The organism is Variovorax sp. VaC1, from assembly GCF_043658315.1.
Classification (GTDB): Bacteria; Pseudomonadota; Gammaproteobacteria; order Burkholderiales; family Burkholderiaceae_C; genus Variovorax.
In genome coordinates, this window is record NZ_JBIGLT010000003.1 from 361751 (window position 1) to 387983 (window position 26233).

The 26233-nt window shown below is 68.1% G+C and carries 24 protein-coding genes; 13 read left to right on the forward strand and 11 right to left on the reverse strand.

What is annotated here, in order from left to right; translation table 11 throughout:
* Positions 1–18 precede the first annotated feature (18 nt).
* The gene (locus ACGLHS_RS13810; protein WP_394480455.1) at positions 19–1518 is read left to right on the forward strand and encodes an efflux transporter outer membrane subunit; all 1500 of its coding nucleotides are present in this window, start codon (positions 19–21) and stop codon (positions 1516–1518) included.
* Between the two features lie 73 nt (positions 1519–1591).
* Here the strand turns inward: ACGLHS_RS13810 and ACGLHS_RS13815 are convergent, their stop codons facing one another.
* On the reverse strand, positions 1592–1819 hold the full coding sequence (locus tag ACGLHS_RS13815; RefSeq protein WP_093241258.1) for a hypothetical protein: 228 nt from the start codon (positions 1817–1819) through the stop codon (positions 1592–1594).
* Positions 1820–1906: 87 nt separating this feature from the next.
* On the opposite strand from ACGLHS_RS13815, the gene ACGLHS_RS13820 reads away from it, so the two are divergent.
* The 4 genes from ACGLHS_RS13820 (at position 1907) to ACGLHS_RS13835 (ending at position 6105) form a co-directional block, all read left to right on the forward strand.
* Positions 1907–3367, forward strand: a complete 1461-nt coding sequence (locus ACGLHS_RS13820) for a cobyric acid synthase (RefSeq protein WP_394480457.1) — start codon at positions 1907–1909, stop codon at positions 3365–3367.
* Positions 3364–4410 carry a nicotinate-nucleotide--dimethylbenzimidazole phosphoribosyltransferase gene (cobT, locus tag ACGLHS_RS13825; RefSeq protein WP_394480459.1) on the forward strand — a complete coding sequence of 349 codons (1047 nt, stop codon included), beginning with the start codon at positions 3364–3366 and terminating at the stop codon, positions 4408–4410. The genes ACGLHS_RS13820 and cobT overlap by 4 nt, the downstream gene beginning before the upstream one ends.
* Positions 4411–4750: 340 nt before the next feature.
* The gene (locus tag ACGLHS_RS13830; protein ID WP_394480461.1) at positions 4751–5545 is read left to right on the forward strand and encodes an adenosylcobinamide-GDP ribazoletransferase; all 795 of its coding nucleotides are present in this window, start codon (positions 4751–4753) and stop codon (positions 5543–5545) included.
* Entirely contained in the window at positions 5542–6105 is a 564-nt protein-coding gene (locus ACGLHS_RS13835) for a histidine phosphatase family protein (RefSeq protein WP_394480463.1), read from the forward strand. The genes ACGLHS_RS13830 and ACGLHS_RS13835 overlap by 4 nt, the downstream gene beginning before the upstream one ends.
* Positions 6106–6117: 12 nt before the next feature.
* Here ACGLHS_RS13835 and ACGLHS_RS13840 read toward each other — a convergent pair whose 3' ends face one another.
* On the reverse strand, positions 6118–8886 hold the full coding sequence (locus tag ACGLHS_RS13840; RefSeq protein ID WP_394480465.1) for a LuxR C-terminal-related transcriptional regulator: 2769 nt from the start codon (positions 8884–8886) through the stop codon (positions 6118–6120).
* A gap of 142 nt (positions 8887–9028) precedes the next feature.
* On the opposite strand from ACGLHS_RS13840, the gene ACGLHS_RS13845 reads away from it, so the two are divergent.
* Complete coding sequence (locus ACGLHS_RS13845) at positions 9029–10591, forward strand: methyl-accepting chemotaxis protein (protein WP_394480467.1); 1563 nt, start codon at positions 9029–9031, stop codon at positions 10589–10591.
* Between the two features lie 28 nt (positions 10592–10619).
* Here the strand turns inward: ACGLHS_RS13845 and ACGLHS_RS13850 are convergent, their stop codons facing one another.
* The gene (locus tag ACGLHS_RS13850) at positions 10620–11462 is read right to left on the reverse strand and encodes an Ivy family c-type lysozyme inhibitor (protein WP_394480469.1); all 843 of its coding nucleotides are present in this window, start codon (positions 11460–11462) and stop codon (positions 10620–10622) included.
* A gap of 15 nt (positions 11463–11477) precedes the next feature.
* Positions 11478–12125, reverse strand: a complete 648-nt coding sequence (gene nth, locus ACGLHS_RS13855) for an endonuclease III (protein ID WP_394480471.1) — start codon at positions 12123–12125, stop codon at positions 11478–11480.
* 141 nt (positions 12126–12266) lie between these two features.
* Here nth and ACGLHS_RS13860 point away from each other — a divergent pair, with 141 nt between their 5' ends.
* A complete protein-coding gene (locus ACGLHS_RS13860; RefSeq protein WP_394480473.1) occupies positions 12267–13454 on the forward strand; it encodes a PLP-dependent aminotransferase family protein in 1188 nt (395 codons plus the stop codon).
* A gap of 18 nt (positions 13455–13472) precedes the next feature.
* Here ACGLHS_RS13860 and ACGLHS_RS13865 read toward each other — a convergent pair whose 3' ends face one another.
* Entirely contained in the window at positions 13473–13700 is a 228-nt protein-coding gene (locus tag ACGLHS_RS13865) for a hypothetical protein (RefSeq protein ID WP_093241232.1), read from the reverse strand.
* 61 nt (positions 13701–13761) lie between these two features.
* Between ACGLHS_RS13865 and ACGLHS_RS13870 the strand changes: the two genes are divergently transcribed.
* Positions 13762–14088, forward strand: coding sequence for a DUF6172 family protein (locus ACGLHS_RS13870; protein ID WP_394480475.1), 327 nt, complete (start codon positions 13762–13764; stop codon positions 14086–14088).
* A 4-nt stretch (positions 14089–14092) separates the two neighbouring features.
* Here ACGLHS_RS13870 and ACGLHS_RS13875 read toward each other — a convergent pair whose 3' ends face one another.
* Genes ACGLHS_RS13875 through mfd form a run of 3 tightly spaced genes read right to left on the reverse strand, consistent with a single transcriptional unit; the run spans position 14093 to position 19382 of the window.
* Positions 14093–15172, reverse strand: a complete 1080-nt coding sequence (locus ACGLHS_RS13875; protein WP_394480477.1) for an Ldh family oxidoreductase — start codon at positions 15170–15172, stop codon at positions 14093–14095.
* Complete coding sequence (gene serB, locus ACGLHS_RS13880; protein WP_394481452.1) at positions 15169–15882, reverse strand: phosphoserine phosphatase SerB; 714 nt, start codon at positions 15880–15882, stop codon at positions 15169–15171. Before serB ends, ACGLHS_RS13875 begins: the two co-directional genes overlap by 4 nt.
* A gap of 5 nt (positions 15883–15887) precedes the next feature.
* Positions 15888–19382, reverse strand: a complete 3495-nt coding sequence (gene mfd, locus ACGLHS_RS13885) for a transcription-repair coupling factor (RefSeq protein WP_394480479.1) — start codon at positions 19380–19382, stop codon at positions 15888–15890.
* Between the two features lie 116 nt (positions 19383–19498).
* Here mfd and ispD point away from each other — a divergent pair, with 116 nt between their 5' ends.
* Both ispD and ispF read left to right on the forward strand, forming a co-directional pair.
* A complete protein-coding gene (ispD, locus tag ACGLHS_RS13890; RefSeq protein ID WP_394480481.1) occupies positions 19499–20221 on the forward strand; it encodes a 2-C-methyl-D-erythritol 4-phosphate cytidylyltransferase in 723 nt (240 codons plus the stop codon).
* On the forward strand, positions 20218–20706 hold the full coding sequence (gene ispF / locus ACGLHS_RS13895; protein ID WP_093241218.1) for a 2-C-methyl-D-erythritol 2,4-cyclodiphosphate synthase: 489 nt from the start codon (positions 20218–20220) through the stop codon (positions 20704–20706). The genes ispD and ispF overlap by 4 nt, the downstream gene beginning before the upstream one ends.
* 46 nt (positions 20707–20752) lie before the next feature.
* On the opposite strand, the gene ACGLHS_RS13900 is transcribed toward ispF, so the two are convergent.
* A complete protein-coding gene (locus tag ACGLHS_RS13900) occupies positions 20753–22177 on the reverse strand; it encodes a sensor histidine kinase (RefSeq protein ID WP_093241760.1) in 1425 nt (474 codons plus the stop codon).
* Positions 22178–22251: 74 nt separating this feature from the next.
* A complete protein-coding gene (gene ompR / locus ACGLHS_RS13905) occupies positions 22252–22983 on the reverse strand; it encodes a two-component system response regulator OmpR (RefSeq protein WP_007837017.1) in 732 nt (243 codons plus the stop codon).
* Positions 22984–23176: 193 nt separating this feature from the next.
* On the opposite strand from ompR, the gene ACGLHS_RS13910 reads away from it, so the two are divergent.
* Positions 23177–23512 (forward strand): hypothetical protein, encoded by a 336-nt coding sequence (locus ACGLHS_RS13910; protein ID WP_256327323.1) that lies wholly within the window; start codon positions 23177–23179, stop codon positions 23510–23512.
* A gap of 51 nt (positions 23513–23563) precedes the next feature.
* Complete coding sequence (locus ACGLHS_RS13915; RefSeq protein WP_093241212.1) at positions 23564–24271, forward strand: SIMPL domain-containing protein; 708 nt, start codon at positions 23564–23566, stop codon at positions 24269–24271.
* 148 nt (positions 24272–24419) lie between these two features.
* Here the strand turns inward: ACGLHS_RS13915 and ACGLHS_RS13920 are convergent, their stop codons facing one another.
* On the reverse strand, positions 24420–25190 hold the full coding sequence (locus ACGLHS_RS13920) for a 3-hydroxybutyrate dehydrogenase (RefSeq protein WP_394480486.1): 771 nt from the start codon (positions 25188–25190) through the stop codon (positions 24420–24422).
* A gap of 26 nt (positions 25191–25216) precedes the next feature.
* On the opposite strand from ACGLHS_RS13920, the gene ACGLHS_RS13925 reads away from it, so the two are divergent.
* Positions 25217–26212: an alpha/beta fold hydrolase gene (locus ACGLHS_RS13925; protein ID WP_394480488.1), complete on the forward strand. Its 996-nt coding sequence runs from the start codon at positions 25217–25219 to the stop codon at positions 26210–26212.
* Positions 26213–26233 lie beyond the last annotated feature (21 nt).

The following is a 26233-nucleotide window of genomic DNA, read 5'->3' on the forward strand; positions in this document are numbered from 1 at the left end:
ACGAGAAGAAAGCGAATCATGAAATTCTCAGTACAACCTTTGGTGAAGCCTCTTCGGACCGCATTGCTGCCGCTGATGGCCGCCCTGGTGCTGGCCGGCTGTGCCACCGTGCCTTCGGGCCTGCCCGAGATTACGACCACCGCGCAGTTCAAGGAGCAGGGCCCCACGCCGCCCGCGGGCTTCACGCGCGCCGTGCCTTCCGAGGCGCAGGCCCGCGGTGCCTGGTGGCTGGCGTTCAACGACCCGGTGCTCAATGGCCTGGTCGAGAAGGCCGACGTCAACAACAACAACATCCAGGCCGCAGCCGCGCGGCTGGCCGAGGCCCGCGCGCTGGCGCGCAGCGCCAACGCCGACCGCCTGCCACAGATCGGCCTGAATGCCGGTGCCAACCGTGGCGCGGGCCTGGACAAGGCCACGGCCAGCACCCGGCCGGCCACCATGACCAATGCGGGCGCGACCTTCTCGTACGAGCTGGACCTGTTCGGCCGCCTCTCGGGCGCCAGCAACGCGGCCCAGCTCGACGCGGCCGGCCGCGAGGCGCTGCTGCAAAGCACCCGGCTCGCGGTGCAGGCCGAGGTGGCGCAGACCTACCTGCAACTGCGCGCGCTCGACGCCGAGCGCGCCCTAGTGCGCGAGCAGGTCGAGGCCTACCGCGACACGCTGCGCCTGTCGCAGCGCCGCGAGCAGGCCGGCGACATCGCCGAGCTGGACGTGGCGCGGGTGCAGACCGAGGTGTCGTCCACCGAGTCCGACGCATTGGCGCTCGACCGCCAGCGCGCCCAGGTGGAGCACGCGCTCGCGGTGCTGGTGGGCGATTCGGCCTCCAGCTTCGGCCTGCGCACCGACGAATGGGCCACGGCGCTGCCGTCCATTCCGCCGGGCGTGCCCGCCACGGTGCTCACGCGCCGGCCCGACGTGTCGGCCGCGCAAAGTGCGGTGCTGGCGGCGCAGGCCCGTGTCGGCGTGGCGCAGGCCGCGTGGTTCCCGGACATCTCGCTCACCGGCGCCGCCGGCTATGCCTCGCCCGAGATCGGCGACCTGTTCAAGTGGTCGGCCCGCTCGTGGGGCGTGGGCGCGCTGCTGTCGCTGCCGATCTTCGACGGCGGCCGCCGCGAGGCAGGCGTGCAGGGCGCCAACGCGCAGCTCGACGGCGCGCTGGCCAGCTACCGCTCGCAGGTGCTGGTGGCCTTCCAGGAGGTCGAAGACCAGCTGGCCGCCATCCGCACGCTGCAGGAGCAATCGGTGGTGCAGGCGCAGGCCGTCACGTCGGCCCAGCGTGCCACGAGCCTCTCGGACACGCGCTATCGCAACGGCTACATCAGCCAGCTCGACCTGCTCGACGCCCGCCGCAGCGAACTGCGCAACCGGCGCCAGGCGCTGCAGGTGAAGTCGGCGCAATACCAGGCGGCGGTCGGGTTGATCCGTGCCATCGGCGGCGGCTGGGAGGTTCCTGCGGCCGCAGCTACGGCTTCGGCGCCCGCCGCGGCCGCGGCGACGCAGGCGGTTGCCACGCGCTGAAAAGGAAGAAAAGCCAGAGTTTCAGTTTGAAAGCCTGAAAGCCGCAGCCATGCGGCCTTGCGCCGCCGCAGATTCAGCCGTGACTGGCCGGGTCTGCGGCGGCGCTTATTTTTTGCAGCTCCAGCACGCCCAGGGCCAGGGCACTCGAATGGCTGGCTTGCGGCCTGGTCGCCGAGCGGTAGACCCGGTAATCCAGGGTTTCGGAGGCTTCGTCGCCATGGAGGGCTTCGAGCACGGTCCAGAAGAACTGGCCCGGTTCGCGTTCCTCGACAGCAATCGCCAGATCGTTCAGGGCAGGCATGGCTCAGGTTGCAAAGTTGGATGTTGGCGCATGTACGCACCAACGATGGCTTTGGATTCACCGGTGGCGCTCAACGACAATTCGCCGATGAGTTCAAAGGCAAAGAGCGGGCCGGCGCGTTGCGTCATGGTCCTGGGCACCACCAGCGGGGCCGGCAAGAGCTGGCTGGCCACGGCGCTGAGCCGCTGGTATGCGCGGCAGGGCCTCAAGGTGGCGCCCTTCAAGGCGCAGAACATGAGCAACAACGCGCGTGTGGTCGACGGCGGCGAGATCGGCAGCGCCCAATACTTCCAGGCCCTGGCCGCGAATGCCGTGCCCGAGGTGCGCATGAACCCGCTGCTGCTCAAGCCCGAGCGCGACACCCACAGCCAGGTGGTGCTGATGGGGCAGGTGAGCGAAGAACTCTCGACCTTGCCCTGGCGCGGCCGTAGCGAGCGCGTCTGGCCGCAGATCGCGCAGGCGCTCGACGAACTTCGCGCCGAGAACGACGTGGTCGTGATCGAAGGCGCGGGCTCGCCGGCCGAAATCAACCTGATGGCCAGCGACATCGTCAACATGCGCATCGCCCGCCATGCCCAGGCCCGCTGCCTGCTGGCGACCGACATCGACCGCGGCGGCGCCTTTGCCCACCTGTACGGCACCTGGGCGCTGCTGCCCGAGGCCGACCGTGCGCTGCTGCGCGGCTTCGTGCTCAACAAGTTTCGCGGCGACGCCTCGCTGCTGGCCCCCGCGCCGCAGCAACTGCAAGAGCTGACCGGCGTGCCCACCGTCGCCACGCTGCCGATGTGGTGGCAGCACGGCCTGCCCGAAGAAGACGGCGTGTTCGACGACCGCAGCCGTAGCAGCGGCACCGTCACCCGCACCGTGGCGGTCGTGGCCTATCCGCGCATCAGCAACCTCGACGAATTCCAGGCCCTGAAGAACGTGCCGGGCGTGCGCCTCGTCTGGGCCCGCACGCCGGCCGACGTGGCCGGCGCCGACTGGATCGTGCTGCCCGGCTCCAAGCACACCAGCGGCGACCTGGCCTGGCTGCGCGCGCAGGGGCTCGACCGCGCCGTGGCCGCGCATGCCGAGCGTGGCGGTGCGGTGCTCGGCATCTGCGGTGGCCTGCAGATGCTGGGCGAAGCGCTGGTCGACCCCCACGGCATCGACGGCAACGCCCCGGGGCTCGGCCTGCTGCCGCTGGTGACGGTGTTCGAGCGCGAGAAAACCGTGCGCCACCGCGCCGCCACCTTTGGCGAACTCACCGGCGACTGGGCCGCGTTGTCCGGCGTGCCGGTGGCGGGCTACGAGATCCACCACGGCCAGACCGCCGCGCACCCCCAGATGGCGAACGATGGCCGCCCCGTCATGCCCGAGGGGCTGGCGTGGCAGAACACGCGCGGCAACGTGCTGGGCCTTTACCTGCACGGCCTGTTCGAGGATGCTGGCGCATTGCATGCGTTGTTCGGCGCCACGGCGCCCACGCTCGACGCCACCTTCGACGGCCTGGCCGACTTCATCGACACCCACTTCGACGCCGGCGTGCTGGCCGGACTGATTGCATGACCGACAACAACGACCTGATCCCCACCATTCCCGACATCGTCGACGCTGCGCTCGCGGCCCGGCTGCAAAGCGCGATCGACAACAAGACCAAGCCGCTGGGCGCACTCGGCCGGATCGAAGCCCTGGCGCTGCGCATCGGCCTGATCCTGGGCAGCGAAACGCCCGTGCTCGATGCCCCGCAGATGCTGGTGTGCGCCGGCGACCACGGGCTGGCGGCGCGCGGCGTCTCGGCGTACCCGAGCGACGTCACCTGGCAGATGGTCGAGAACTTCCTGGCTGGCGGCGCGGCCGTCAGCGTGCTGGCGCGCCAGCACGGGCTGGCGCTGACCGTGGTCGATTGCGGCGTGGCGCGCGACTTCCAGCCCCGGCCGGGGCTGGTGCAGCGGCGCATTGCCGCAGGCACCGCCGACGCATCCACCGGCCCCGCGATGACGCCCGCGCAATGCGCCCAGGCCATTGCCAACGGCCGAGAGGTGGTGCGCGCGCTGCCGGGCAATGCCTTGCTGCTGGGCGAAATGGGCATCGGCAACAGCTCGTCGGCGGCGCTGCTGCTGTCGCGGCTGGGCGGCTTGAACATCAACGACTGCATCGGCATCGGTACCGGCCTCGACGCGGCGGGCCTGGCGCGCAAGCGCGAGGTGCTGCGCCAGGTGCTTGCATTGCATGCATCCGCAACCGCGCCGCTCGATGCGCTGGCGGCTTTCGGCGGCTTCGAGATCGCCACGCTGGTCGGTGCGGTGCTGCAGGCGGCGCAGGAGCGCCGCGTGATCGTGGTCGATGGCTTCATCGCCAGCGCGGCCGTGCTGGTGGCACAGGCGCTGCAGCCCTCCGTGGCGCAGCGCTGCGTCGCGGCCCATTGCTCGGCGGAGCCGGGGCATCTGCTGCTGCTGGAGTGGCTGGGGCTGGAGCCGCTGCTCAACCTCGATCTGCGCCTGGGCGAAGGCTCGGGCGGCGCGCTGGCGTGGCCACTGCTTGAATCGGCCTGCCGCATCCTGCGCGAGATGGCGAGCTTCGAGGCGGCGGGTGTGTCGCGCAAGGCATGACGGCTGGGTTTCTTGTCTGTCGCGTTGGGGGAGAAGGGCGTTCGGGGCGCACTTGCGCCGACGGTGTGCTCTGCTCCGCGAATGTCCCCCGCTTCGCTCCTCCTTTATTTCGCTGCGCAGAGCACACCGCCGGCGCAAGCGTTTTCAGAGCACTGATTGATCGGCGCGAACCGGCAGCGTGCCCTGTGCGCATGGCACCGGGTGGTCCCCGCAGCGAAATAAAGGAGGAGGGGCGCAGCCCCGGGGGACATTCGCGGAGGGGACCACCCGGTGTCATTCGCACGCGCCCTGAATGCCCCCGAACCCAGGCAACCGCCACGCGCCTGAAGAGACAGAAACGATGAACGGCGTTCGCCATTTCCTGCTCGCGTTGCAGTTCTTCACGCGCGTACCGGTGACAGGGCCGCTTGCCGCCTGGGTCGGTTTCAGCCCGCAGATGCTGCGCGCGAGCGCGGCGCATCTGCCGGGCATCGGGTGGCTGGTGGGTGGAGTGGCTGCAGCGGTTTTCGTTGGCGTGGGCATGGGGCTGTCGGGTACAGCGGGAGCGCTCGTCGCCGCCGTGCTGAGCACCGTCGCCACCGTGATGCTGACCGGTGCCTTCCATGAAGACGGCCTCGCCGACGTGGCCGATGGCCTCGGCGGCTCCGCCAACCGCGATCGGGCGCTCGAAATCATGAAGGACTCGCGCATCGGCGCCTTCGGCACGGTGGCGCTGGTGTTGGCACTGGGCCTGAAGTTCGCGCTGCTCGCCACGCTGGCAGGGCATGGATTGGCGGCTGTGGCGGTTGCCATCGTCGGTGCGCATGTGCTGTCGCGGCTGGCACCGCTGTTCCTGATCCGATGGCTGCCCTACGTTGGGGACAGCGGGGCGAGCAAGGCCAAGCCGCTGGCCGACGCCATCAGCCGTGGCGCGCTCGCGATGGCCGTGGTGTGGTCGATTCCCGCCGTGGCACTTCTGCTGTACGCGCACGACCCCGTTCACGTGGCGGCGGCGCTGGTGGTGGCGGCACTGGCTGCAGGCTGGATGGCGCGGCTCTTCATGCGTCGTCTTCAGGGCTTCACTGGCGATGGCCTGGGCGCAACACAACAGGTGTGCGAGCTGGCGATCTACCTCGTTCTGGCGTGGCGGGCATGAGCACGCTCTGGCTCCAGCGCCATGCGCCCGTGGTGGCCGAAGCCGGGCTTTGCTACGGCGCCACGGACCTCGAAGCCCATGCGGACGCCACGCAGGCCGCGGCGCAGCGCATTGCGCCCTTGCTGCCGGCCGGCATCGTGCTGCTGAGTTCGCCGCTGCGGCGTTGTGTCGCGCTGGCCAGTGCCATCGTGGCCCTGCGTCCGGACCTGCAATTGCGCCACGACGCGCGCCTGGCCGAGATGAATTTCGGCGCCTGGGAAGGGCGCCCGTGGTCCGCGATCCCGCGTGAAGACTTCGAGACCTGGACCGCCGATTTCGCCGATGCGCCCGCTGGCTTTCATGGCGAAAGCGTGCGCGTCTTCATGCGGCGCGTGGCCGATGCGCACGACGAATGGCGGGCGGCAAAGGGCGATGCGCTGTGGGTCACGCATGCTGGCGTGTTGCGCGCGGTGTCGCTGCTGCAGCGCGGTGTTCGTTGCGTTGAAACCGCCGCCGATTGGCCTGCGGACGAAATGCCGTTCGGCGGCTGGCTGACTTTCGGCAACACACCAGTCGCCTGATGCTGGCCGCGGCTACTTGCCGCTGCCGCCCTCGTCGTGCTCCAGTTCGAGTTCGTGCCGCATGCGCGCGGCGACTGCTCTGCGCCCGTGCGCATCCAGCTTCATGTAGATGTTCTTCAGGTGCCACTTGACGGTGTCGAGCGACAGCCCGAGCGTCAGCGCGATCTTCTTGTTCGGCAGCGATTGCTGCAGCAGCTCGGCAATCTCGGCTTCGCGCAGCGTGAGCAGGCGGGTCAGCCGGCGGTCGTCGCGAAAGCGCTGGGTGGGCGGCGGCTCGGCCTGTTCGTCGCGCTGCGATTGCGCCAGCGCTTCGATGCGCTCGATGAAGAACGCCAGCACCGGGTCGAGCTTGGGAATCGCGGCCGCCGTGCGGATCAGCGGCAGCGCGTTGTCGTGCGCGTTCAGCAGGGTCTGCATCAGGCCCAGCCGGTGGCCCAGGCGCAGGGCGGCGCACACGCGTGTCTTCGAGGCTTCGGTGTGGCCGAGCCTGCGCTCGACTTCGGCCGCCTGCAGCAGCAGGGCCGCCACGATGCCGACCTGGCCGCGCTGTTCGTAGCGCGTCAGCAGGGTTTCGATCTTCGCCAGCGCGAGCGGCAGTTCGCCGTCGTGCATCGCCAGGTGAATGCGCGCGCGCTCCCCGACGTCGGCCACCCGCCGCAGGATGCTGCTGGCTTCGGCGTCGGGGCGGCGGGCCTGCAGCGCCTCCATCTTTCGCAGCGTTGCACGCGCCGCGTCGGCGTCGCCACTTTTCAGCTGGATGCGCAACTGTTCCAGCAGCACGCAGGCCAGTGCGCGGTCCATGTGAAAGCGTTGCAGGAGGCCGTCGGCCTGTGTCAGGTCGGCAAGATGGGCCAGGGCTTCGGGCCACCTGCCGGCGGCTTGCTGCGCCCGGTTCGACACCAGGATCATCCGCAGCGTGGTGTCGGGGATCAGGCCATCGGGCGTGCCCAACTGCTCCTGGATGAAGCGCGTGGCGACCAGCGGGCCATGCTGTTCGTACAGCACCTCGACGAGCAGTTGCGCCGTCAGCCGTGCCGCTTCGGCGCAGTGCGCACCGCGCTCCTGCGCCTCGCGCAGCACCTGGCGGTAGACGCGTTCCGCGCGATGGATCTGGCCCTCGATGGCGAACGAGAGCCCGACCAGGCACTGGCCCACCAGCGAACCGAAAAGCGTGCCGATGACCGGTTCGCCGTCGACCAGGGGCAGCGGCTCGTCGCGCTGGATGCGCCGCGCCTGCTCGAAATCGCCGGTGTGCAGGTACAGCCAGGTCAGCACGTTGCGCCGCCCGGCCAGGGCGAAGTCGTCGGCAGCGGCCGGCGGTGCCAGCAGTTCGGGCAGCAGTCGCGAGACCACGTCGTTGTCGTCGCTGCGGATGGCCAGCAGGCAGCCGAGCAGCGTCAGCCGGTAGCGCATGGCCGGATCGAGGCGGCCGGGCGTCGCGCGCAGCCGTTCGATGCTGCGGGCGCAGTCGTCGAGCCGGTAGTCGGCCAGTTCGACCCAGGCCATCCAGAGACCGAGATGAACGTTGTCGCCGATCGTGCAGGCGTCGAGCTGGCGCACCAGCGCGATCATCTCGGCGAGCCGGCCCTTGACGAACAGCGCCACTGCGCCGTGCTCGGCCAGCCGCGCGGCCGTTTCGCGGTTGCCGGCGGCCAGCGCGTGCCGCACGGCCTGGTGGTGCATGCCGCGAACCGCGAACGACTGGCAGGCCGTGGCATGCAGCGTCAGGCGCTCGGCCTCGGGCCATGCCGCGAAGTGCGACAGCAGCACGCTGCGCAGCAGCGGGTGCAGGTGCCACCAGCGCTCGCCGCCCGTGGCCGGCGCCTGCGGTGCTTCGGACAAGAGGCCTTCGCGCGTCAGCGGTTCGAGCAGCGCCGCGCACATCGCGGGGGTGAAGCTCTCGCCCGCAAGGTCGGTGCACAGCGCCGCGCTGAAGCGGGTGGGCGCGGCGCAGCAGGTGAGCAGGCGCAGTTGCGTTGCCGACAGGCGCGGGAACACGTGCGCATGAAAGTACGCGGCGAACGGCTCGGGGTCGGGCACGCCAAGGACCAGCGGCGAACGCACGCCGCGCCGGCGGCGCACATCGACGCTCGCCAGCCGCAGCAGCGCCGGCCAGCCTTCGGTCAGCCGGTGGATCGCGGCGGCGGCGCGCGCGTCGAGGTCGGGCAGGCGCATGCCGAGGTAGGCGATCGACTCCGGCAGGCTGAAGCGCAGGTCGTCGTCGCGCAGCTCCAGCACCGCCTTCGAGGCGGGGGCGTGCGCCAGCGTCATGGGCAGCTCGTCCTGGCTGGCGAACACGCACAGCAGGTTGGGCGGAGCGTATTCCACGAGCAGTTGCAGCGCGTGCAGCACGTTGCCGCTTTGCGCGCAGTGCACGTCGTCCACGATCAGCACCAGCTTGCGGCCGCGCGCGGCAATGCCACGCACCAGCGCGATGACCAGCCGCTCGATCGCGTCGGCGTCCGGCCGGGCGTGCGCCACGGCGTGACGGGTGATGGCCGCGTCGATGTCGCCCAGCGCGGCCATGAGCGCCGCCATGAAGTGCAGGTCGCCCTCGGCCAGGTTCGCGAGCCGCACCCAGGCGATGTCGGTGTCTGCCGAGACCAGTTCGCGCTGCCAGCTGAGCAGGAGGGCGCTCTTGCCGAAACCGGCGGGCGCCTGCAGCACCACGCAACGGCGATCGCCCGGGCCGGCGAGCTTGTCGAGCAAACCCTGGCGCGCCAGCAGGCGGCGGCTTCGGGTGCGCAGCGCCGGTGTTCCGTGGGAGGAGGCAGGTTGCATCTGCCCGAATTCTCATTCATCGCGCGCGCCGCGGGCATCCCATGTTCGAGGGTTTGCCCATCCCACCCTTCTCGGGTGGGGTGGCGCGCAGCAACGCTGCCGATGACCGAAAAAGATCCCGCCACACTTTGGAGTTCACCGCATGTTCGATCTCTCGAATCTCAAAATCGGCGCCCGTCTGGGACTGGGGTTTGCGCTGTTGCTGTTGCTTCAGCTCGTCATTACCGGCATCGGCCTGCACGAGATGGCGAACCTCTCGGACCGCATCGCCTTTGCGACCGAGGTGGGCGCGCGCAAGCTGGACCAGCTGAACAACGTGCAGTCGGCCATCGGCAAGCGCGCCATTGCCGCACGCAACCTGGCGCTGGTGGAAGGCGCGGCCGCGCAGAAGGGCGACATCGAACTCGTCGGGACCTCGCAGCGCGAGATCGACAGCGGGCTGCAGAGCCTGGCGACGGTCATGGCCGATCCGGCCTCCGCGAGCGCCGAGGAGCGCAAGATGCTGGAGAAACTGCGCACGCTCGAGGCGCAATACCTGCCCATCGCCAAGAACGTCGTGGCGCTCGCCACGTCGCACCAGACCGAAGCAGCCGTGAAGGTGCTGACGCAGGAATGCATGCCGCTGCTGAACCAGGTGCTGGCGCACGTGTCGGCCTTCCAGGAGCTGCTGAGGAAAAGCGCCGACGAAAGCTCGGCGTCGGCCCAGGCTGCTTATCAGCGTGCCAAGTGGATCATCCTGTCGATCAGTTGTGCGTCGTTGCTCGGCGGACTGCTGCTGGCGTTTCGCATGACGCGCTCCATCACGCGCCCGCTGGGTCAGGCTGTGACGGTGGCGCAGCAGGTGGCATCGGGCGACCTGACGGCGCGCATCGAAGTGGCCGACACCTCGGAGTCGGGCATGCTGATGCGGGCGCTGCGTGCCATGAACGACGAGCTGGCCAAGGTGGTGGGCCAGGTGCGCGAGGGCACGGATTCGATTGCCAGCGCGTCGAGCCAGATCGCCTCGGGCAACCGCGACCTGTCGTCGCGCACCGAGGCACAGGCCAGCTCGCTGGAGGAGACGGCGGCGTCGATGCAGGAGCTGACCTCCACCGTCAAGCAGAACGCCGACAACGCGCGGCTGGCCAACCAACTGGCCGACTCGGCCTCGCAGGTGGCCTCGCGCGGCGGCGCGGTGGTCGACCAGGTGGTGGAGAAGATGGCGTCCATCAACGCGTCGTCGCGCAAGGTGGTGGAGATCATCGGCGTGATCGACGGCATTTCGTTCCAGACCAACATCCTCGCGCTGAACGCGGCGGTGGAGGCGGCCCGCGCGGGCGAGCAGGGAAGGGGCTTCGCTGTGGTCGCGTCGGAGGTGCGCAACCTGGCGCAGCGCTCGGCGGCGGCCGCCAAGGAAATCAAGACGCTGATCGGCGACTCGGTGGTCGAGGTCGATGCGGGCAGCACGCTGGTCAACGAGGCCGGCAAGACCATGGAAGAGATCATGGGCAGCGTGCGCCGGGTGACGGACATCATGGCCGAGATCACCGCGGCCAGCCAGGAGCAGTCGGCCGGCATCGAGCAGGTCAACGATGCCATCAAGCAGATGGACCGCACCACGCAGCAGAACGCGGCGCTGGTGGAGCAGGCCTCAGCCGCCGCGCAGTCGATGAACGATCAGGCGGCGGGGCTGGTGCATGCGGTGCGCATGTTCAAGCTGGCCTGAACGGCACCGGGCCTGAAGAGGCGGCTGCTCAGTTCTTCGAGCGCCACTGCTCGCGCCAGAGCTTGTCGAGCTGGGGGGCGAGCGCGGCGGGCGGCGTGCCCACCAGCTGGTTCCTGCCGTTGCGCTGCACCAGGCCGTAGATGCGGCCCGAGCCCTGGTCGTACAGCGCGATTGCGTTGTTGTCGAAGCAGTCGTGCGGCTTGCAGAAGGCATGCAGCAGGTAGCGCGTGCCATCGACCGTGACCCATTGCGACTCGGGCGCCGGGCCTTCGCGACGCACCAGCCAGCGGTCGTTTTCGCGCGTGCCCAGCGCGGCGCGCCAGGCTTTCTGCATGGCCGGGCCCTGCGCCAGCGCGGCGGGGCTGCCCGTGGGCGGTGGCGGCAGCTTGGCGGCCGGCGGCTCGACGGGGGGCGTTGCGGCGCGGGCGGCGCCATCGCAATGCCAGTAGCGCTGCTTCATCAGCTCGGGGCCCAACTGGCCGGCAACCGGCTTGTCGGCGTCGAGCGTGATGGACTGCCCGCGTGCCTCGCGGAAGACCAGGAAGTTCATCGCGCCGGCCTTGCCGACCTTGCCCATCAGCGCCAGGTCGAAGTTTTCCGGCGGCTTGCTGTTGCCGAAGAAACTATGCGCCGTCAGCGGCGCGTTGCCGACCACGCGGCGCTTGCCGCTTTCGGCAATCAGCATGTCCTGGCGCACCTGCAGCGTGGGCGCGCCCGCATCGGCGCAGGCGGTCGACCAGCGGCCGCCGTAGAGCGCCATGGCATCGGGCGGCAGGCCGGCACCTTGCGACCAGGCGGCGGTGGGAAGGCCGGCCACGGTGGCAAGCAGGGCCGAGGCAAGAAGGGCGCGGTGAGTCTTCGGGATCGTCATTCGTTCGTTGTCGTGTCAGGCCGTTTTCGGCGCGGGAGTCTTGGGTTTGTAGTCGCAGAAGGCGGCGACCGCGCATTCCCAGCAGCGCGGCTTGCGTGCCACGCAGATGTAGCGCCCATGCAGGATCAGCCAGTGGTGCGCGTGCAGCCGGTACTCGGGTGGGACGCGCTTCTCGAGCTTGAGTTCCACCTCCAGCGGCGTCTTGCCCGGCGCCAGCCCGGTGCGGTTGCCCATGCGAAAGATGTGCGTGTCGACCGCGATGGTCGCCTCGCCGAAGGCCACGTTGAGCACCACGTTGGCGGTCTTTCGGCCGACGCCGGGCAGCGCCTCGAGTTCGGCGCGCGTCCTCGGTACTTCGCCGCCGTGCCGCTCGACCAGGATGCGGGAGGTCTCGATCAGGTGCTTGGCCTTGCTGCGGTACAGCCCGATGGTCTTGATGTATTCCTCGAGCCCTTCCACGCCCAGGTCGTAGATTGCCTGCGGCGTGTTGGCCACCGGAAACAGCTTGCGGGTGGCCTTGTTGACGCCCACGTCGGTGGCCTGGGCCGAAAGCAGCACGGCGGCCAGCAGCTCGAAGGGCGTGCTGTATTCGAGTTCGGTCTCGGGCGTGGGGTTGGCCGCCTGCAGGACGGCGAAGAATGGGGCGATGTTGTCTTTTTTCATGGGGCTCGGTAGGGCGCGGCACTGGCCTGCCGCGCGCAGGAAGGCTGTCGTAGCGCAATATATCGTTGAAAGCCGATAGCCTTACGCAGCTTTATTGCCCGCGGCTTTCGCGACAATGACGCCCAGAAAGTGAGACTGACCATGCAATTCGCCTCCCGCCTCGACAACGTCGAAACCTCCGCCATCCGCGAACTCTTCAAGCTGCTGGGCAAGCCCGGCATCATCAGTTTCGCGGGCGGTTTCCCGGACAGCGCCATGTTCGACGTCGAGGGTCTCAAGGAGGCGAGCCAGAAGGCGCTGGCCGAAGAGCCCGGCGCGGCCCTGCAATATGGCGCCACCGAAGGCTACGAGCCGCTGCGCACGCAGCTCAGTTCCTTCATGAAGACCAAGGGCGTCGACGTGGACCCGAGCGGCCTGATCGTCACCACCGGCAGCCAGCAGGCGCTCGACCTGCTGGGCAAGACCATGATCTCGCCCGGCGACAAGGTGATCGTCGAAGGCCCGACCTTTCTGGCCACCATCCAGTGCTTCCGCCTGTATGGCGCGCAGCTCATCAGCGCGCCCATCGACGCCAACGGCGTGAAGACCGACGAGCTCGAAAAGCTCATCGCCGAGCACAAGCCCAAGTTCGTCTACCTGATCCCGACCTTCGGCAACCCCAGCGGCGCCATGCTGAGCCTGGAGCGCCGCAAGAAGGTGCTGGAACTGGCCGTGAAGTACCAGACGCTGATCGTGGAAGACGACCCGTACGGCGATCTCTACTTCGGCGAAGCCCCGCCGCCGTCGATCATGTCCCTCAGCAAGGACGTGCCCGGCAGCCGCGAACTGCTGGCGCACTGCGGCAGCCTGAGCAAGGTGCTCAGCCCCGGCCTGCGCATCGGCTGGATGATCGCGCCGCCCGAACTGCTCGCCAAGGCCACCATGTGCAAGCAGTTCAGCGATGCCCACACGAGCACCTTCTCGCAGGCCACGGCCGCGCAATACCTCAAGAGCGGCCGCATGCCCGCCACGCTGGCGCATGTGCGCGAGGTGTACGGCCAGCGCGCACAGGCCATGGGCGCGGCGCTCAAGCGCGAGCTGGGCGATGCCGTGAGCTTCACGCAGCCCAATGGCGGCTTGTTCTTCTGGGCGCGCCTGACGGGCGCCAACGGCAAGCTGGCCGATGCCAATGAACTGGCCAAGCGCGCCATCGAAAAGCTGGTGGCCTTCGTGCCCGGCGCACCGTTCTTTGCCGAGAATCCCGATGTGGCGACGCTGCGCCTGAGCTTTGCAACGGCCGACGTCGCGAAGATCGAAGAAGGCGTGAAGCGCCTCGGTCAGGCGCTGTAAAGCCTCATCAGGGCAAGTTCAGGGCGAGCGGTGCAGGCGGGGCGCCGCCAGCAGGTCGAGGTTGTCCGCAATGGCCGCATCCACGTTCGGATAGCGGCCTTTCATTTTCGAGAGCGTCATGATCGTCTGCAGCGCCTTCAGGTCCTTGACCGAGGGTGCCACCTTGATCTGCGCGATGGCCGCGGGCGCGTTGCCGCCGTTCACCAATGCCATCACCTTGCTTGCCCAGTCGTTTGCGCGCGCCATGTCTTCACCTGCTTTCAATTGAACCGCCGACTGTACACAGCGCGGCGCGTTACGATCACCCATGAGAAAAACCTTTCAGCTCCAGGTCGAGGGCAAGCACCCCGACCGGCTTCTCGAAGCCATCAAACACGAGATCCGCAAGTACATCAAGCGCGAACGCCGGCGCGTTCTGCCCGAAGGCGCCGACTTCTGGGACTTCGATTGCAAGTTCGGCGCAGCCGAAGAATCCGCCCAGGTCGTGCACCTTTCCGCCATCACCGGCCTGATCGACGGTGTGGTCAAGGAAACCGGCAAGCAGTTCTACGTCGAGGTCGTGGCCAAGCCCGGCAAGCGCACGCCCCGCCCGGCCGGGCAAGGGGCGCAAGAAGAATCGTCCGAAGAAGACTGACCCGTCAGACCCACAGCGCGCGGGCCAGCGCCAGCCCGTGGCGCTGTTCGGCCTCCTGCAGCGAACGCGCAATCGACGGATGCAGCCGCACCCCGTTCTTCGATTGCCCCTCCCGACGCTTCAAACCGCCTTCACCCGGCAGCCGCACCGGCTTCGCCGGGTCGATGGGCGTGTTGCTCCGGCACTGGGCCGCCACATGGTCCATCTGGCGCAGGAAGGCTTCTTTTCCGCCGAATGCATGCAGGTCGTGCAGCGTGATGTGCACGGTGGCACCCCAGCCTTCGGGCGGGTCCGCGCGGCCAAAGCCGGCCAGGCCGCCGGTCAGTGTTTCGACCAGCAGCGCCATCCCGTAGCCCTTGTGCCCGTGGCTCAGGCCACCGACCGGCAGCAGCGTGCCGGGCGGCTGGTCGAACAGCACCTGCGGGTTGTTCGACGGCTTGCCGGCAGCGTCGATCAGCCATTCTTCGGCAAAGGTCTCGCCGGCCGCGCGCTTGCGGTTGCTCATGCCGTTGGTGGTGATCGAGGCCGAGATGTCGACCATCACGCCGCCCTGCGACAGCGGAAAACCCATCGCCAGCGGATTCGGCGTGAACACCGCCTGCGTGCCGCCGAAGGGCGCGACGCTGGCCGTGTTCGGGTCGGAGCAGGCCAGCAGCATCAGCATGTCTTCCTGCAGCGCGCGCAGCATGTAGACCGCGAGGCAGGCGATATGGTGGCTGCGGCGAATGACCAGCGAGGCGGTGCCGAGTTCGCGCGCTCGCGGAATCAGCAAGTCCATGCCCTGGTCCATGAGCCAGGGGCCGGGCAGGCGCTTGCCGTCCCACAGCACGGCGGCGGGGCGGTCCGACAGCACTTCGGGTGCGCCGTCGCGGGTCATGCCGCCCGATTCGATTTCCTTCACATAGCCAGCCAGCAGCGCCAGGCCGTGCGTGTCGTGGCCCAGCAGGTCGCCTTCGACCAGCGTGCGCGCGACGCTGTCGGCCATCGCTGCGGCGAGCCCGGCTTTCTGCAGCAGGGCGCTAGCGTAGTCCTGGAGCGCGTCGGCGCGGTAGAGCGGGGCGGCAGTGTCTGCGGGCGTGGTCATTTGACGATGTCCAGCAGGCGGTCGAGCCCGCCTTCGTTGATGGCCACCATGGCCTGTTCGCGCACCTTCGGCTTGGCGTGGTAGGCCACCGAAAGGCCCGCTTCGCCCATCATCGGAAGGTCGTTGGCGCCATCGCCCACGGCGATGGTCTCCTGCGGCGAAATGCCCATCAGCGAGGCGATCTCGAGCAGCGTGCGGCGCTTTTCTGCGCCGTCGCAGATGTCGCCCCAGCTTTGCGTGACGACCTGTCCGGTGAGGTGCCCGTCGGCTTCGTCGAGCAGGTTGGAGCGCGCAAAGTCGATGCCCAGCCGCTCCTTCACGCGGTTCGCGAAGAAGGTGAAGCCACCCGACACCAGCAGCACCTTGAGACCGGCCTTCTTGCAGGCAGCGACCAGCTCGGCAGCGCCCGGGTTGAGCTGCAGGCGCTCGTCGTACACCTGCTGCAGCGCCGCGACGGGCACGCCCTTGAGCAGCGCCACGCGCCGGCGCAGGCTTTCCTTGAAGTCCTTGATCTCGCCGCGCATCGTGGCTTCGGTGATCGCGGCCACCTCGGCCTTCTTGCCGACGGCATCGGCGATCTCGTCGATGCATTCGATGTTGATCAGCGTCGAATCCATGTCGAACGCGATCAGCTTGAAGTCGGCCAGCACCAGCGGCGGCTTCACGCGCTGGATGACGAGGCCGGGGGAGATTTCTTGAGTTGCGCTCAGGGGGCTCATGCGGGGGCAGGTTCCTTGACGAGGGGTTGACCGAGGCTGCGCAGCACATCGCGCACCATCTGCGCACGCTCCTTCGGCTCTTTCAGTTCGCGCTCGATGCGCAGCTTTTCGTTGCCGGCGAGCTTGATGTGCTTGTTCTTCTGGATCAGCTGGATGATGGCCATCGAATCGACCGGCGGATCTTTCTTGAAGGTGATGTTGATGATGCCCGGCGCCGCATCGACCTTGACCACGCCATACGGCCGCGCCAGCACGCGCAGCCGGTGCGTGTCGATCAGCGTCTGCGCCTGCGGCGGCAGCTTGCCGAACCGGTCGACGATCTCTTCGAGCAGCGTATCGATCTGGTCGGGCGTCTTGGCGGTGGCCAGCTTCTTGTAGAACGACAGTCGCAGGTGCACGTCGCCGCAGTAGTCGTCGGGCAGGAGGGCGGGGGCATGCAGGTTGATCTCGGTCGTGACCGACAGCGGCGACAGCAGATCGGGCTCCTGCCCGGCCTTGAGCGCGCGCACGGCCTCGCTCAGCATCTCGTTGTAGAGCTGGAAGCCGATCTCCATCATGTTGCCGCTCTGGTTCTCGCCGAGCACTTCGCCCGTGCCGCGGATTTCCAGGTCGTGCATCGCCAGGTAGAAGCCCGAGCCCAGTTCTTCCATCTGCTGGATGGCATCGAGCCGCTGGGCCGCCTGCTTGGTCAGGCCTTCGGTGTCCGGCACCATCAGGTACGCGTAGGCTTGGTGGTGCGAGCGACCGACGCGGCCCCGCAGCTGGTGCAGCTGCGCCAGGCCGAACTTGTCGGCGCGGCTCATCACGATGGTGTTGGCGGTCGGCACGTCGATGCCGGTCTCGATGATGGTCGAGCACAGCAGCAGGTTGTAGCGCTGGGCCACGAAGTCGCGCATCACGCGCTCCAGCTCGCGCTCGGGCATCTGGCCGTGGGCCACGGCGATGCGGGCCTCGGGAAGGATCTCTTCGAGCTTCTGGCGCCGGTTCTCGATGGTCTCGACCTCGTTGTGCAGAAAGTAGACTTGCCCGCCGCGCTTCAACTCGCGCAGCACGGCTTCGCGGATCACGCCGGTGCCCTCGTTGCGCACGAAGGTCTTGATGGCCAGCCGCCGCTGCGGCGCGGTGGCGATCACGCTCAGGTCGCGCAGGCCTTCGAGGGCCATGCCCAGCGTGCGCGGAATCGGCGTGGCGGTGAGCGTGAGCACGTCGACCTCGGCGCGCATTGCCTTCATCGCCTCTTTGTGGCGCACGCCGAAGCGGTGCTCCTCGTCGATGATGAGCAGGCCCAGGTTCTTGAACTTGACCGACTGCGAAAGCAGCTTGTGCGTGCCCACCACGATGTCGACCTGGCCTTCGGCCAGCCCCTTGGCGGCGGCCGTGATCTCCTTGGCCGAGCGGAAGCGGCTCATTTCGGCCACCTTCACCGGCCACTTGGCGAAGCGGTCGACCAGCGTCTGGTAATGCTGTTCGGCCAGCAGCGTGGTCGGCGCAAGAAACGCCACCTGCTTGCCGCCGGTGACGGCGATGAAGGCCGCGCGCAGGGCCACTTCGGTCTTGCCGAAACCGACGTCGCCACACACAAGGCGGTCCATCGGCTGCGGCGAGATCATGTCCTGCACCACCGCGTGGATCGCGGCCTTCTGGTCGGCCGTTTCCTGGAAGCCGAAGTCGTTGGCGAACACCTCGTAGTCGGCCGGCGAATAGCGGAAGGCATGGCCTTCGCGCGCGGCGCGGCGGGCGTAGATGTTGAGCAGTTCGGCGGCCGAGTCGCGCACCTGTTCGGCCGCCTTGCGCTTGGCCTTTTCCCACTGGCCGGAGCCCAGCTTGTGCAACGGGGCCTCGTCGGCGCTGACGCCGGTGTAGCGGCTGATCTGGTGCAGTTGCGACACGGGCACGTACAGGGTGGCCTTGTCGGCGTACTCCAGGTGCAGCATCTCCTGCAGCAGCGGCTTGCCGTCGGGGCCGTTGCCCTGGCCCAGGTCCATGTGGATCAGGCCCCGGTAGCGGCCGATGCCGTGCGCGGTGTGGACCACCGGGTCGCCGACGTTCAGCTCCGACAGGTCCTTGATGAGCGCCTCGACGTCGCTGACCTGCTCTTGCTTCTTGTTGCGGCGGCGGGTGGTCGGCGCGGTGGCGAACAGTTCGGTCTCGGTGACGAGGTCGATGCCTTGCTCGCGCCACGCAAAGCCCGAGGCCAGCGCGGCGGTGGCGATGCCGATCTTTTCGTCGGGCGAGGCCTCGAACTCGGCCAGCGAATCGAAGGCCGGCGGGCTCACGCCGCTGGCGCGCAGGAAGTCGAGCAGGCTCTCGCGCCGCCCGTCGCTCTCGGCAATCATCAGCACACGATGCGGCGTGCTGGCAATGTGCGCCTTCAGACCGACCAGCGGATCTTCGGCGCCGCGCACCACGGCGAATGGCGGGAGCTTGTCGAACTCGGCGTAGGGCGTTTCGATGGCGTCGCCGCCGCCCGCATGGCCGCGAATCGCGAGCTGGGCGTGCGGCTTGGCGCGCTGGTAGAACTGCTCGGCGTTCAGGAACAAGGCTTCGGGTGGCAGCGCCGGGCGTTCGGGGTCGCCCTGCACCAACCGGTAGCGCTCGTTCGTGTCCTGCCAGAAATGCTGGAACGCGGGCTCCAGGTCGCCGTGCAGCACGATGGTGGCGTCGGGGCCGAGGTAGTCGAACACCGTGGCCGTCTCGTCGAAGAACAGTGGCAGGTAGTACTCGATGCCGGCGGTGGCCACGCCGTTGCCCATGTCCTTGTAGATGCGGCTCTTGGTCGGATCGCCTTCGAGCAGTTCGCGCCAGCGGCTTCGAAAGCGGCCGCGGGCGTCGTCGTCCATCGGGAATTCGCGGCCGGGCAGCAGGCGTACTTCGGGCACCGGGTACAGGCTGCGCTGGGTGTCGGGATCGAAGGTGCGGATGGTGTCGATCTCGTCGTCGAACAGGTCGACGCGGAAGGGCACCGGCGAGCCCATGGGGAACAGGTCGATCAGCCCGCCGCGCACCGCGTATTCGCCGGGGCTCACCACCTGCGTCACGTGGCTGTAGCCGGCCAGCGTGAGCTGGGCCTTGAGCTTGGACTCTTCCAGCTTCTGCTTGGCCTTGAAGTGGAAGGTGTAGCCCGCCAGGAACGCTGGCGGCGCCAGCCGGTAGAGCGCGGTGGTGGCAGGCACCAGCACCACGTCGGCTTCTTTCTGGCTGATGCGCCAGAGCGTGGCGAGCCGTTCGCTGATCAGGTCCTGGTGCGGCGAGAAGCTGTCGTAGGGCAGTGTTTCCCAGTCAGGGAACAGGGCGCAGCGCAGCTCGGGCGCAAAGAAGGCGATCTCGTCGATGAGCCGCTGCGCGTCGTTGGCGTCGGCCGTGAACATCGCGGTGGCGCGGCCCGCGTTTTTCTCGCGCATGCCCAGCTGCGCGAGCAACAGGGCATCGGCCGACAACGGGGGACGCGGCAGCGTGAAACGCTTGCCTGCCGTGAGATGGGGGAGGTCCATGGAGCGGTTCGAAAAATGCACAACACCCCGCGCCGGCTGGCGAGGGGTGTGCGAAGGGCAATTCTAGAATGGCGGCCCTTTATCCGCTTGTCGGCCATCGGCCCGTACAGGAGCTCATGTCTTCTTCCCGACTTTTCGTGCTGATTCCCTGCGCCGGCTCCGGCCACCGTGCGGGACACGCCCAGTCCACGCAGCCCAAGCAGTACCGGCGCCTGGCCGGCCAGCCGATGGTGGCCCACACACTGGAGGCCTTTCGTGCGCTGGTGGGCCGGTTTGCCGGGCTGGCGCTGGTGGTGTCGCCGGACGACCGCGACGTGGACGCGGTGCTGCCGCGCTTTCCGACCCAGGGCGAGCACCTGCTGCGCGTGGGCGGCCTGACACGCGCCGCCACGGTGCGCAACGGCCTGCTGGCGCTGCGGCAGAAGGGCGCCGGCGCGCACGACTGGGTGCTGGTGCACGACGCGGCCCGCTGCCTCGTCACCTCGAGCCAGATCGAGGCGCTGATCGCCGCCTGCGAACACGACGCCGTGGGTGGGCTGCTGGCCCACCGTCTGGCCGACACGCTGAAGGCATCGACGACCGAAAGCCGCGTGGCGCAGACCCTGCCGCGCGCCGACAAGTGGCTGGCGCAGACGCCGCAGATGTTCCGCCTGGGCATGCTGCTCGATGCGCTGGAGCGCGTGGGCGACACCGTGACCGACGAAGCCAGCGCGATCGAGGCCATCGGGCTGTCGCCGCTGCTGGTGCCGGGCAGCGCGCAGAACTTCAAGGTCACCTTTCCCGAAGACTTCGCACTGGCCGAGGCGGTTCTGCTCGGTCGCAAGAAAGCCATGGCATGACGACGCCGTTCAACATCCGCGTCGGCGAAGGCTGGGACGTTCACCAGCTCGTCGAAGGGCGCAAGCTGATCCTGGGCGGCGTCGAAGTGCCGCACGTCACGGGCCTGCTCGGCCATTCGGACGCCGACGTGTTGCTGCACGCGATCACCGATGCGTTGCTCGGCGGTGCCGGGCTGGGCGACATCGGCCGGCACTTTCCCGACACCGATCCGCAGTTTCGCGGTGCCGATTCGGCGGTGCTGCTGGCCGAGGCGGCGCGCCGCGTGCGGGCGGCGGGCTGGGAGATCGGCAATGTCGACAGCACCGTGATCGCGCAGGCGCCCAAGCTTGCGCCGCACATTCCGGCCATGTGCCAGCGCATCGCCGGCACGCTGGGCCTTGCGGTCGATCAGGTGAACGTGAAGGCCAAGACGGCCGAGAAGCTCGGCCCGGTGGGCGAGGGCCGCGCCATGGAAGCACGTGCGGCCGTCCTGCTGCACCGCTGAAGTCAGCCCCTGAGGCCCTGGTGGCGGGGCGGCAGCAGGGGGCTCTTCAGATCTTCTTGCCCGGTGGCAGCTCGCCCGGCTTCGGCGCCGGTTTGCCTTCGGGCATGGCGCGCGGCATCCGGATGTGCGCCGCCAGGCCGCGCCCCGGTGTGCTGGTCAGCGCGAAGGTGCCGCCCATGCGCTCGATGTTCTTCGCCACGATCGACAGGCCCAGGCCAGCGCCAGCGGCCGAAGTGCGCGCCGCGTCGCCACGGAAGAAAGGCTTGGTCAGCTGCGAGAGCAGGGCGGGCTCGACGCCTGCGCCGTGGTCGCGCACCTTGATCAGCACCGCATCGTTGTTGGCCTGCGCCTGGATCGTGACGTCGGCCACGCCGGTGGACGGCGTCTTGCCATAGCGCCGCGCGTTCTCGACCAGGTTGGAGATCACGCGCGTGAGCTCGACCTCGTCGCCCAGCACCCGCAGGTCGGCGGGCACGTCGACGGTGATGTTCATCTCTTCGTAGTCCTGCACCGCGTAGGTACAGGCATCGACCACGTCGCGCAGCAGCACCGGGCGCGGATCGACATGGTCGGGGCGGGCGTAGTCGAGGAACTTGTCGATGATCGCGTCGAGCTGCGCGATGTCGGCGGCCATGTGGTCGCGCGCGTCTTCGTCGGCCACGCTCATCTCGGTTTCGAGCCGAAGGCGCGCCAGTGGCGTGCGCAGGTCGTGCGAGATGCCGGCCAGCATGATGGCGCGGTCTTGCTCGATCTTGGCGAGCTGGTCCGCCATGCGGTTGAAGCCGATGTTGACCGCGCGGATCTCGTTGGTGCGGGCGCGCTCGTCGAGCCGGTGTGCCTCGTACTCGCCTTCACGCACCTGCATCGTCGCGCGCGACAACTGCTTGAGCGGCAGGTTGATGAGCCGCGTGATGAGTGCCGCGCCGGCCAGCGACAGCGCCATCGCCGTGCTGAGCCACACCAACCACGTGCGTCCACCCACGCGGCTGAAGCGCGTGGGGTCGAGCAGCAGCCAGTAGGTGTCGCTCTCGATGGTGAAGCCGATCCACAGGCCCGCTTCGTCGTTCACGCGGCTGGCGACCGTGGTGCCTTCGCCGAGCTGGTCGATCAGCTCTTCGGTCACGCGCAGGTCGAGCGCGCCGCTGGTGTAGGGCTGGAAACGGTCGTTGGGCTCGCGCGGCAGGATGCGCACGCCTTCCTGGTCGGCCAGCGTCTTGATGAGCGACACCCGGGTGATGGCGTCCGAATACACCAGCGCCGCGCGGGTGAGGTTCACGAGCGAGGCGATCTGGTGCGCGGTCTGGATGGCGCGTGGCTCGTATTCGAGCGAGCGGAAGGTCTGCAGCCACGCGACCGTGCAACCGATCAGCAGCAGCGCGAGCAGAAAGAAAGTGCGCCAGAAAAGGCTGAAGCCCAGCTTGAGGCCGGGGCGGCGGTCACGCGTGCCACTGCCCTCGAGAGGGCTGGGCATCGTGACCTGCGCACCGTCTTCCTGCGCATGGCCGGGTCTGGCGGATTGGCCGATGGCCACCTTTCAGCGGGGCGTCAGGCCGTGCCGTCCGGCACGAACACGTAGCCCACGCCCCAGACGGTCTGGATGTAGCGCGGCGCCGCGGCGTCGGACTCGACCAGCTTGCGCAGGCGCGAGATCTGCACGTCCAGGCTGCGGTCGAAGGGCTCGAACTCGCGGCCGCGTGCCAGCTGGGCGAGCTTTTCACGCGACAGCGGTTGACGCGGATGGCGCACCAGCGCCTTCAGCATCGCGAACTCGCCGGTGGTCAGCGAGAGCTCTTCGCCATCCTTCTTCAGGGTGCGCGAGCCGAGGTCGAAGGCGAACGGGCCGAAGGTGACGGTCTCGTTCTCGGTGGAAGGGGCGCCCGGCGCTTCGAGCGGCGGACGGCGGCGCAGCACGGCGTGCACACGGGCCAGCAGTTCGCGCGGGTTGAACGGTTTGCCCAGGTAGTCGTCGGCGCCGACTTCGAGACCGACGATGCGGTCCACGTCTTCGCCCTTGGCCGTGAGCATGATGATCGGCGTGCGGTCGTTGGCGGCACGCAGGCGGCGGCAGACCGAGAGGCCGTCTTCGCCGGGCATCATCAGGTCGAGCACGATCAGGTCGACCGTGTCGCGCAACAGGATGCGGTTGAGCGCCTTGCCGTCTTCGGCCACGATCACTTCAAAACCTTCCTGCGTCAGGTAGCGGCGCAGGAGGTCGCGGATACGGGCGTCGTCGTCGACGATCACGATCTTGTCGGTGCGAGCGGGAACTTGAGTCATTTCTACAACGTTGAATTTGTAACAGGACCGATTCTGAAGGCGTTAAGGCTTCGTTGAGCCAGATTTACTTATGGTTTGACACTAAGTTACAAAACTTGCGGACGCTCGCGGTCTGGTCATCCGATGTTCTTCCAGCAGTGGCAAAGTCGTCGCTCCCCAGTGACTTTGCTCAATGAGACTACCTTTCTCCGCCTTGCCGTTCATCCTCGTTTTCGCCTGCGGTCCGACGCTGGCGGCTTCCGGTGATTTCTTAAGGATCGGCGAGGTGCGCCGCAGCGAAGTGCGCGATGCGGTGGCCGCCCACCGTGCGGCGCAACGCGAGGAGATTCGCCGCGAAGAGGCCATTGCGGGCCGCCGGCTCACGGCCGCCGAGCTGTTCGAGCTGCGCCAGCAGGTGCGGGGGCAGTGGACGCCGCCCGCAACGGGAACCTTGTTGAACTCGGCAGAATCACAGCCTGCCGAGCGGATCGCGCCGACACCACCGACCGCGGCCCGCCCGCTGATCGCACCGCGCGGCCAACGCCCCTGAGGGCGCTGGCGCGGGGTTTGTCTTTCATTCCAACAAAGGGAGTACATCGTCTTGAAGAACACCATCAAATTGCTCGCCGCCTGTGCCGCCCTGGCCGTGGCCGGTACCGCCCTGGCCCAGAACGTGACCACGCCCGCGCCGCAGAACGTGCTGCAGCTCACGGCTTCCGGCACGGTCGAGGTGCAGCAGGACATGCTGAGCATGACGCTCGTGACCACGCGCGATGCGGCCGATGCGGCCACCGTGCAGACGCAGCTGAAGGCCGCGCTCGACGCCGCGCTCACCGAAGCCAAGAAGAACGCGCAGCCGGGCCAGCTCGACGTGCGCACCGGCAACTTCAGCCTGTCGCCGCGCTACTCGAAGGACGGAAAGATCAATGGCTGGCAGGGTTCGACCGAACTGGTGCTGGAAGGCCGCGACTTCCCGCGCATCACGCAGACCGCTGGCCGCATCACCACGCTCGGCGTGGGCAATGTGGGCTTTGGCCTGAGCCGCGAGCAGCGTGCCAAGACCGAGACCGAGGCGCAGAACATCGCCATCGAGAACTTCAAGCAGAAGGCGGCCGAGCTGGCCAAGGGCTTCGGCTTCGGCGGCTACACGCTGCGCGAAGTGTCGGTGAATGCCAACGACAGCGGCCCGATCCATCCGCGCATGATGGCCATGCAGGCCAAGTCGTTCTCGGCCGATTCGGCTGTGCCGGTCGAAGCCGGCAAGACCAATGTGGTTGTGAGCGTGTCGGGCTCGGTGCAGCTCAAGTAAGTGGTGAACTGGCGGCGCCGGCGGATGCGGGCGCTGCCGGGCTGCTCTCACGGTGGCTTGTGCCACCTCGCCACCTCACTGGATGGAAGGTGGTGGATTTCACGCCGCGCCTTGGCGAGAAATCCAGGCAGTCTCTTTTCTTCTTTTCTTATTGGGCGGTCCACCCGCCGTCCATGGCCCAGGCGACGCCCCGCACCTGATCGGCCGCCGGCGAGCACAGGAAGACGGCAAGGCCGCCCAACTGCTCGACGGTCGTGAACTGCAGCGAAGGCTGCTTTTCTCCCAGCAATTCGTTCTGGGCCTGCGCCGCCGTGATGCCTTCGCGTGCCGCGCGGTCATCGATCTGCTTTTGCACCAGCTGCGTCAACACCCAGCCAGGGCAGATGGCGTTGACGGTGACGCCGGTGGTCGCGGTTTCGAGCGCCACCGACTTGGTCAGGCCGACGATGCCGTGCTTGGCTGCCACGTAGGCCGACTTCTGTGCCGATGCCACGAGACCGTGCGCCGACGCGATGTTGATGACGCGGCCCCAGTTGGCTTCGCGCATCGCGGGAATCGCCAGCCGCGTCGTATGGAATGCGCTCGTGAGGTTGATGGCGATGATGGCGTCCCAACGTTCGGTGGGAAAGTCCTCGACCTTGGCGACATGCTGGATGCCGGCGTTGTTCACGAGGATGTCCACGCGGCCGAACTTCGACGCGGCGAACTTCATCATGTCTTCGATCTGGTCGGGCTTGCTCATGTCGGCGCCGTGGTATTCGGCGCGAACACCGAGCGCTTTGATCTGGGCCTTGGGTGTTTCGGCATCGCCGAAACCGTTGAGCACGATGTGCGCGCCTTGCTGGGCGAGCGACTTGGCGATGGCCAGGCCAATGCCACTGGTGGACCCCGTGACAAGCGCGGTTTTGCCTTTGAGCATGAAGATCAATCTCCGGATGAATTAGGATGCGACGAACCCATTATCCGCACCAGGACCCCACTGTTTTCATGACTGAACCGACGCTTCATTACGTGGCGTGCGACGACGCCCAGGGCGGCCATCGCATGGCCTATTGGCAATGGGGCGATGCACGCAGCGCGCACGTCGTGATCTGCGTGCACGGGTTGACCCGCCAGGGGCGCGACTTCGACATGCTGGCCCAGGCCATCGTGGCGCGCGCGGGGGGCAACGTGCGCGTGATCTGCCCCGATGTGGTGGGGCGTGGCCGCAGCGATTGGCTGCGCGACCCGGCCTTCTATCAAGTCCCGGTGTATGCGGCCGACATGGTGGCGTTGATTGCACAGCTGCAGCGCGAACAGGCGATCGATACCCTCGACTACCTCGGCACCAGCATGGGCGGCCTGATCGGCTTCGTGCTGGCGGGCCACAAGGAATTGCCATTGGCGCGGCCGATCCGGCGCTTCATCGCGAACGACGTGGGCCCCACGATCGAACCCGCGGCCGTGCAGCGCATCGGTGCCTACGTGGGGCAAAGCGGTCGCTTTGCCAGCGTGCAGGCGGCTGCGGATGCGATGTGGGCGCTGTCGACCACGTTCGGCCCGCACACGCCCGCTCAATGGCTGGCGCTGTCGCAGCACATGGTGGTGCCTGCATCGCAGCGCACGGCGGATGGCGCGGCCAAGGTCGATGCGGGCGAAGACAAGGCTTCCGAATCGTGGGTGCTTCATTACGACCCTGCCATTGGCGTTGCATTGCGCGCCATCACGCCTGAAGCCGCGGCGCAAGGCGGCGCGATCATGTGGGGTCTGTATGACGCCATCGACGCGCGCACGCTGCTGCTGCGCGGCGCCGTATCGGATCTGCTGTCGCGCGAGACGGCATTGGCCATGACCCAACGCGGCCCGCATGCAAAGCTGGTCGAGTTCGACGGCGTGGGCCATGCGCCGACCCTTGTCGATCCTGCGCAGATCGCTGTCGTCACCGACTTTCTCTTCGATTGAGCGGAAGCGTGAAGCGCGAGT

Excerpts from the sequence above, each read along its gene's own strand:
- ACGLHS_RS13860 (WP_394480473.1), top strand. The coding sequence starts at position 12,267 with ATGCAATTCGCCTCCCGCCTCGACAACGTCGAAACCTCCGCCATCCGC.
- cobT (WP_394480459.1), top strand. The coding sequence starts at position 3,364 with ATGACCGACAACAACGACCTGATCCCCACCATTCCCGACATCGTCGAC.
- ompR (WP_007837017.1), bottom strand. The coding sequence starts at position 22,983 with ATGACTCAAGTTCCCGCTCGCACCGACAAGATCGTGATCGTCGACGAC.
- ACGLHS_RS13840 (WP_394480465.1), bottom strand. The coding sequence starts at position 8,886 with ATGCAACCTGCCTCCTCCCACGGAACACCGGCGCTGCGCACCCGAAGC.
- ACGLHS_RS13865 (WP_093241232.1), bottom strand. The coding sequence starts at position 13,700 with ATGGCGCGCGCAAACGACTGGGCAAGCAAGGTGATGGCATTGGTGAAC.
- ACGLHS_RS13925 (WP_394480488.1), top strand. The coding sequence starts at position 25,217 with ATGCGACGAACCCATTATCCGCACCAGGACCCCACTGTTTTCATGACT.
- mfd (WP_394480479.1), bottom strand. The coding sequence starts at position 19,382 with ATGGACCTCCCCCATCTCACGGCAGGCAAGCGTTTCACGCTGCCGCGT.
- ispD (WP_394480481.1), top strand. The coding sequence starts at position 19,499 with ATGTCTTCTTCCCGACTTTTCGTGCTGATTCCCTGCGCCGGCTCCGGC.
- ACGLHS_RS13810 (WP_394480455.1), top strand. The coding sequence starts at position 19 with ATGAAATTCTCAGTACAACCTTTGGTGAAGCCTCTTCGGACCGCATTG.
- ACGLHS_RS13900 (WP_093241760.1), bottom strand. The coding sequence starts at position 22,177 with ATGCCCAGCCCTCTCGAGGGCAGTGGCACGCGTGACCGCCGCCCCGGC.
- ACGLHS_RS13870 (WP_394480475.1), top strand. The coding sequence starts at position 13,762 with ATGAGAAAAACCTTTCAGCTCCAGGTCGAGGGCAAGCACCCCGACCGG.
- ACGLHS_RS13845 (WP_394480467.1), top strand. The coding sequence starts at position 9,029 with ATGTTCGATCTCTCGAATCTCAAAATCGGCGCCCGTCTGGGACTGGGG.
- ACGLHS_RS13820 (WP_394480457.1), top strand. The coding sequence starts at position 1,907 with ATGAGTTCAAAGGCAAAGAGCGGGCCGGCGCGTTGCGTCATGGTCCTG.
- ACGLHS_RS13875 (WP_394480477.1), bottom strand. The coding sequence starts at position 15,172 with ATGACCACGCCCGCAGACACTGCCGCCCCGCTCTACCGCGCCGACGCG.
- ACGLHS_RS13815 (WP_093241258.1), bottom strand. The coding sequence starts at position 1,819 with ATGCCTGCCCTGAACGATCTGGCGATTGCTGTCGAGGAACGCGAACCG.
- nth (WP_394480471.1), bottom strand. The coding sequence starts at position 12,125 with ATGAAAAAAGACAACATCGCCCCATTCTTCGCCGTCCTGCAGGCGGCC.
- ACGLHS_RS13920 (WP_394480486.1), bottom strand. The coding sequence starts at position 25,190 with ATGCTCAAAGGCAAAACCGCGCTTGTCACGGGGTCCACCAGTGGCATT.
- ACGLHS_RS13850 (WP_394480469.1), bottom strand. The coding sequence starts at position 11,462 with ATGACGATCCCGAAGACTCACCGCGCCCTTCTTGCCTCGGCCCTGCTT.
- ACGLHS_RS13830 (WP_394480461.1), top strand. The coding sequence starts at position 4,751 with ATGAACGGCGTTCGCCATTTCCTGCTCGCGTTGCAGTTCTTCACGCGC.
- ispF (WP_093241218.1), top strand. The coding sequence starts at position 20,218 with ATGACGACGCCGTTCAACATCCGCGTCGGCGAAGGCTGGGACGTTCAC.
- ACGLHS_RS13835 (WP_394480463.1), top strand. The coding sequence starts at position 5,542 with ATGAGCACGCTCTGGCTCCAGCGCCATGCGCCCGTGGTGGCCGAAGCC.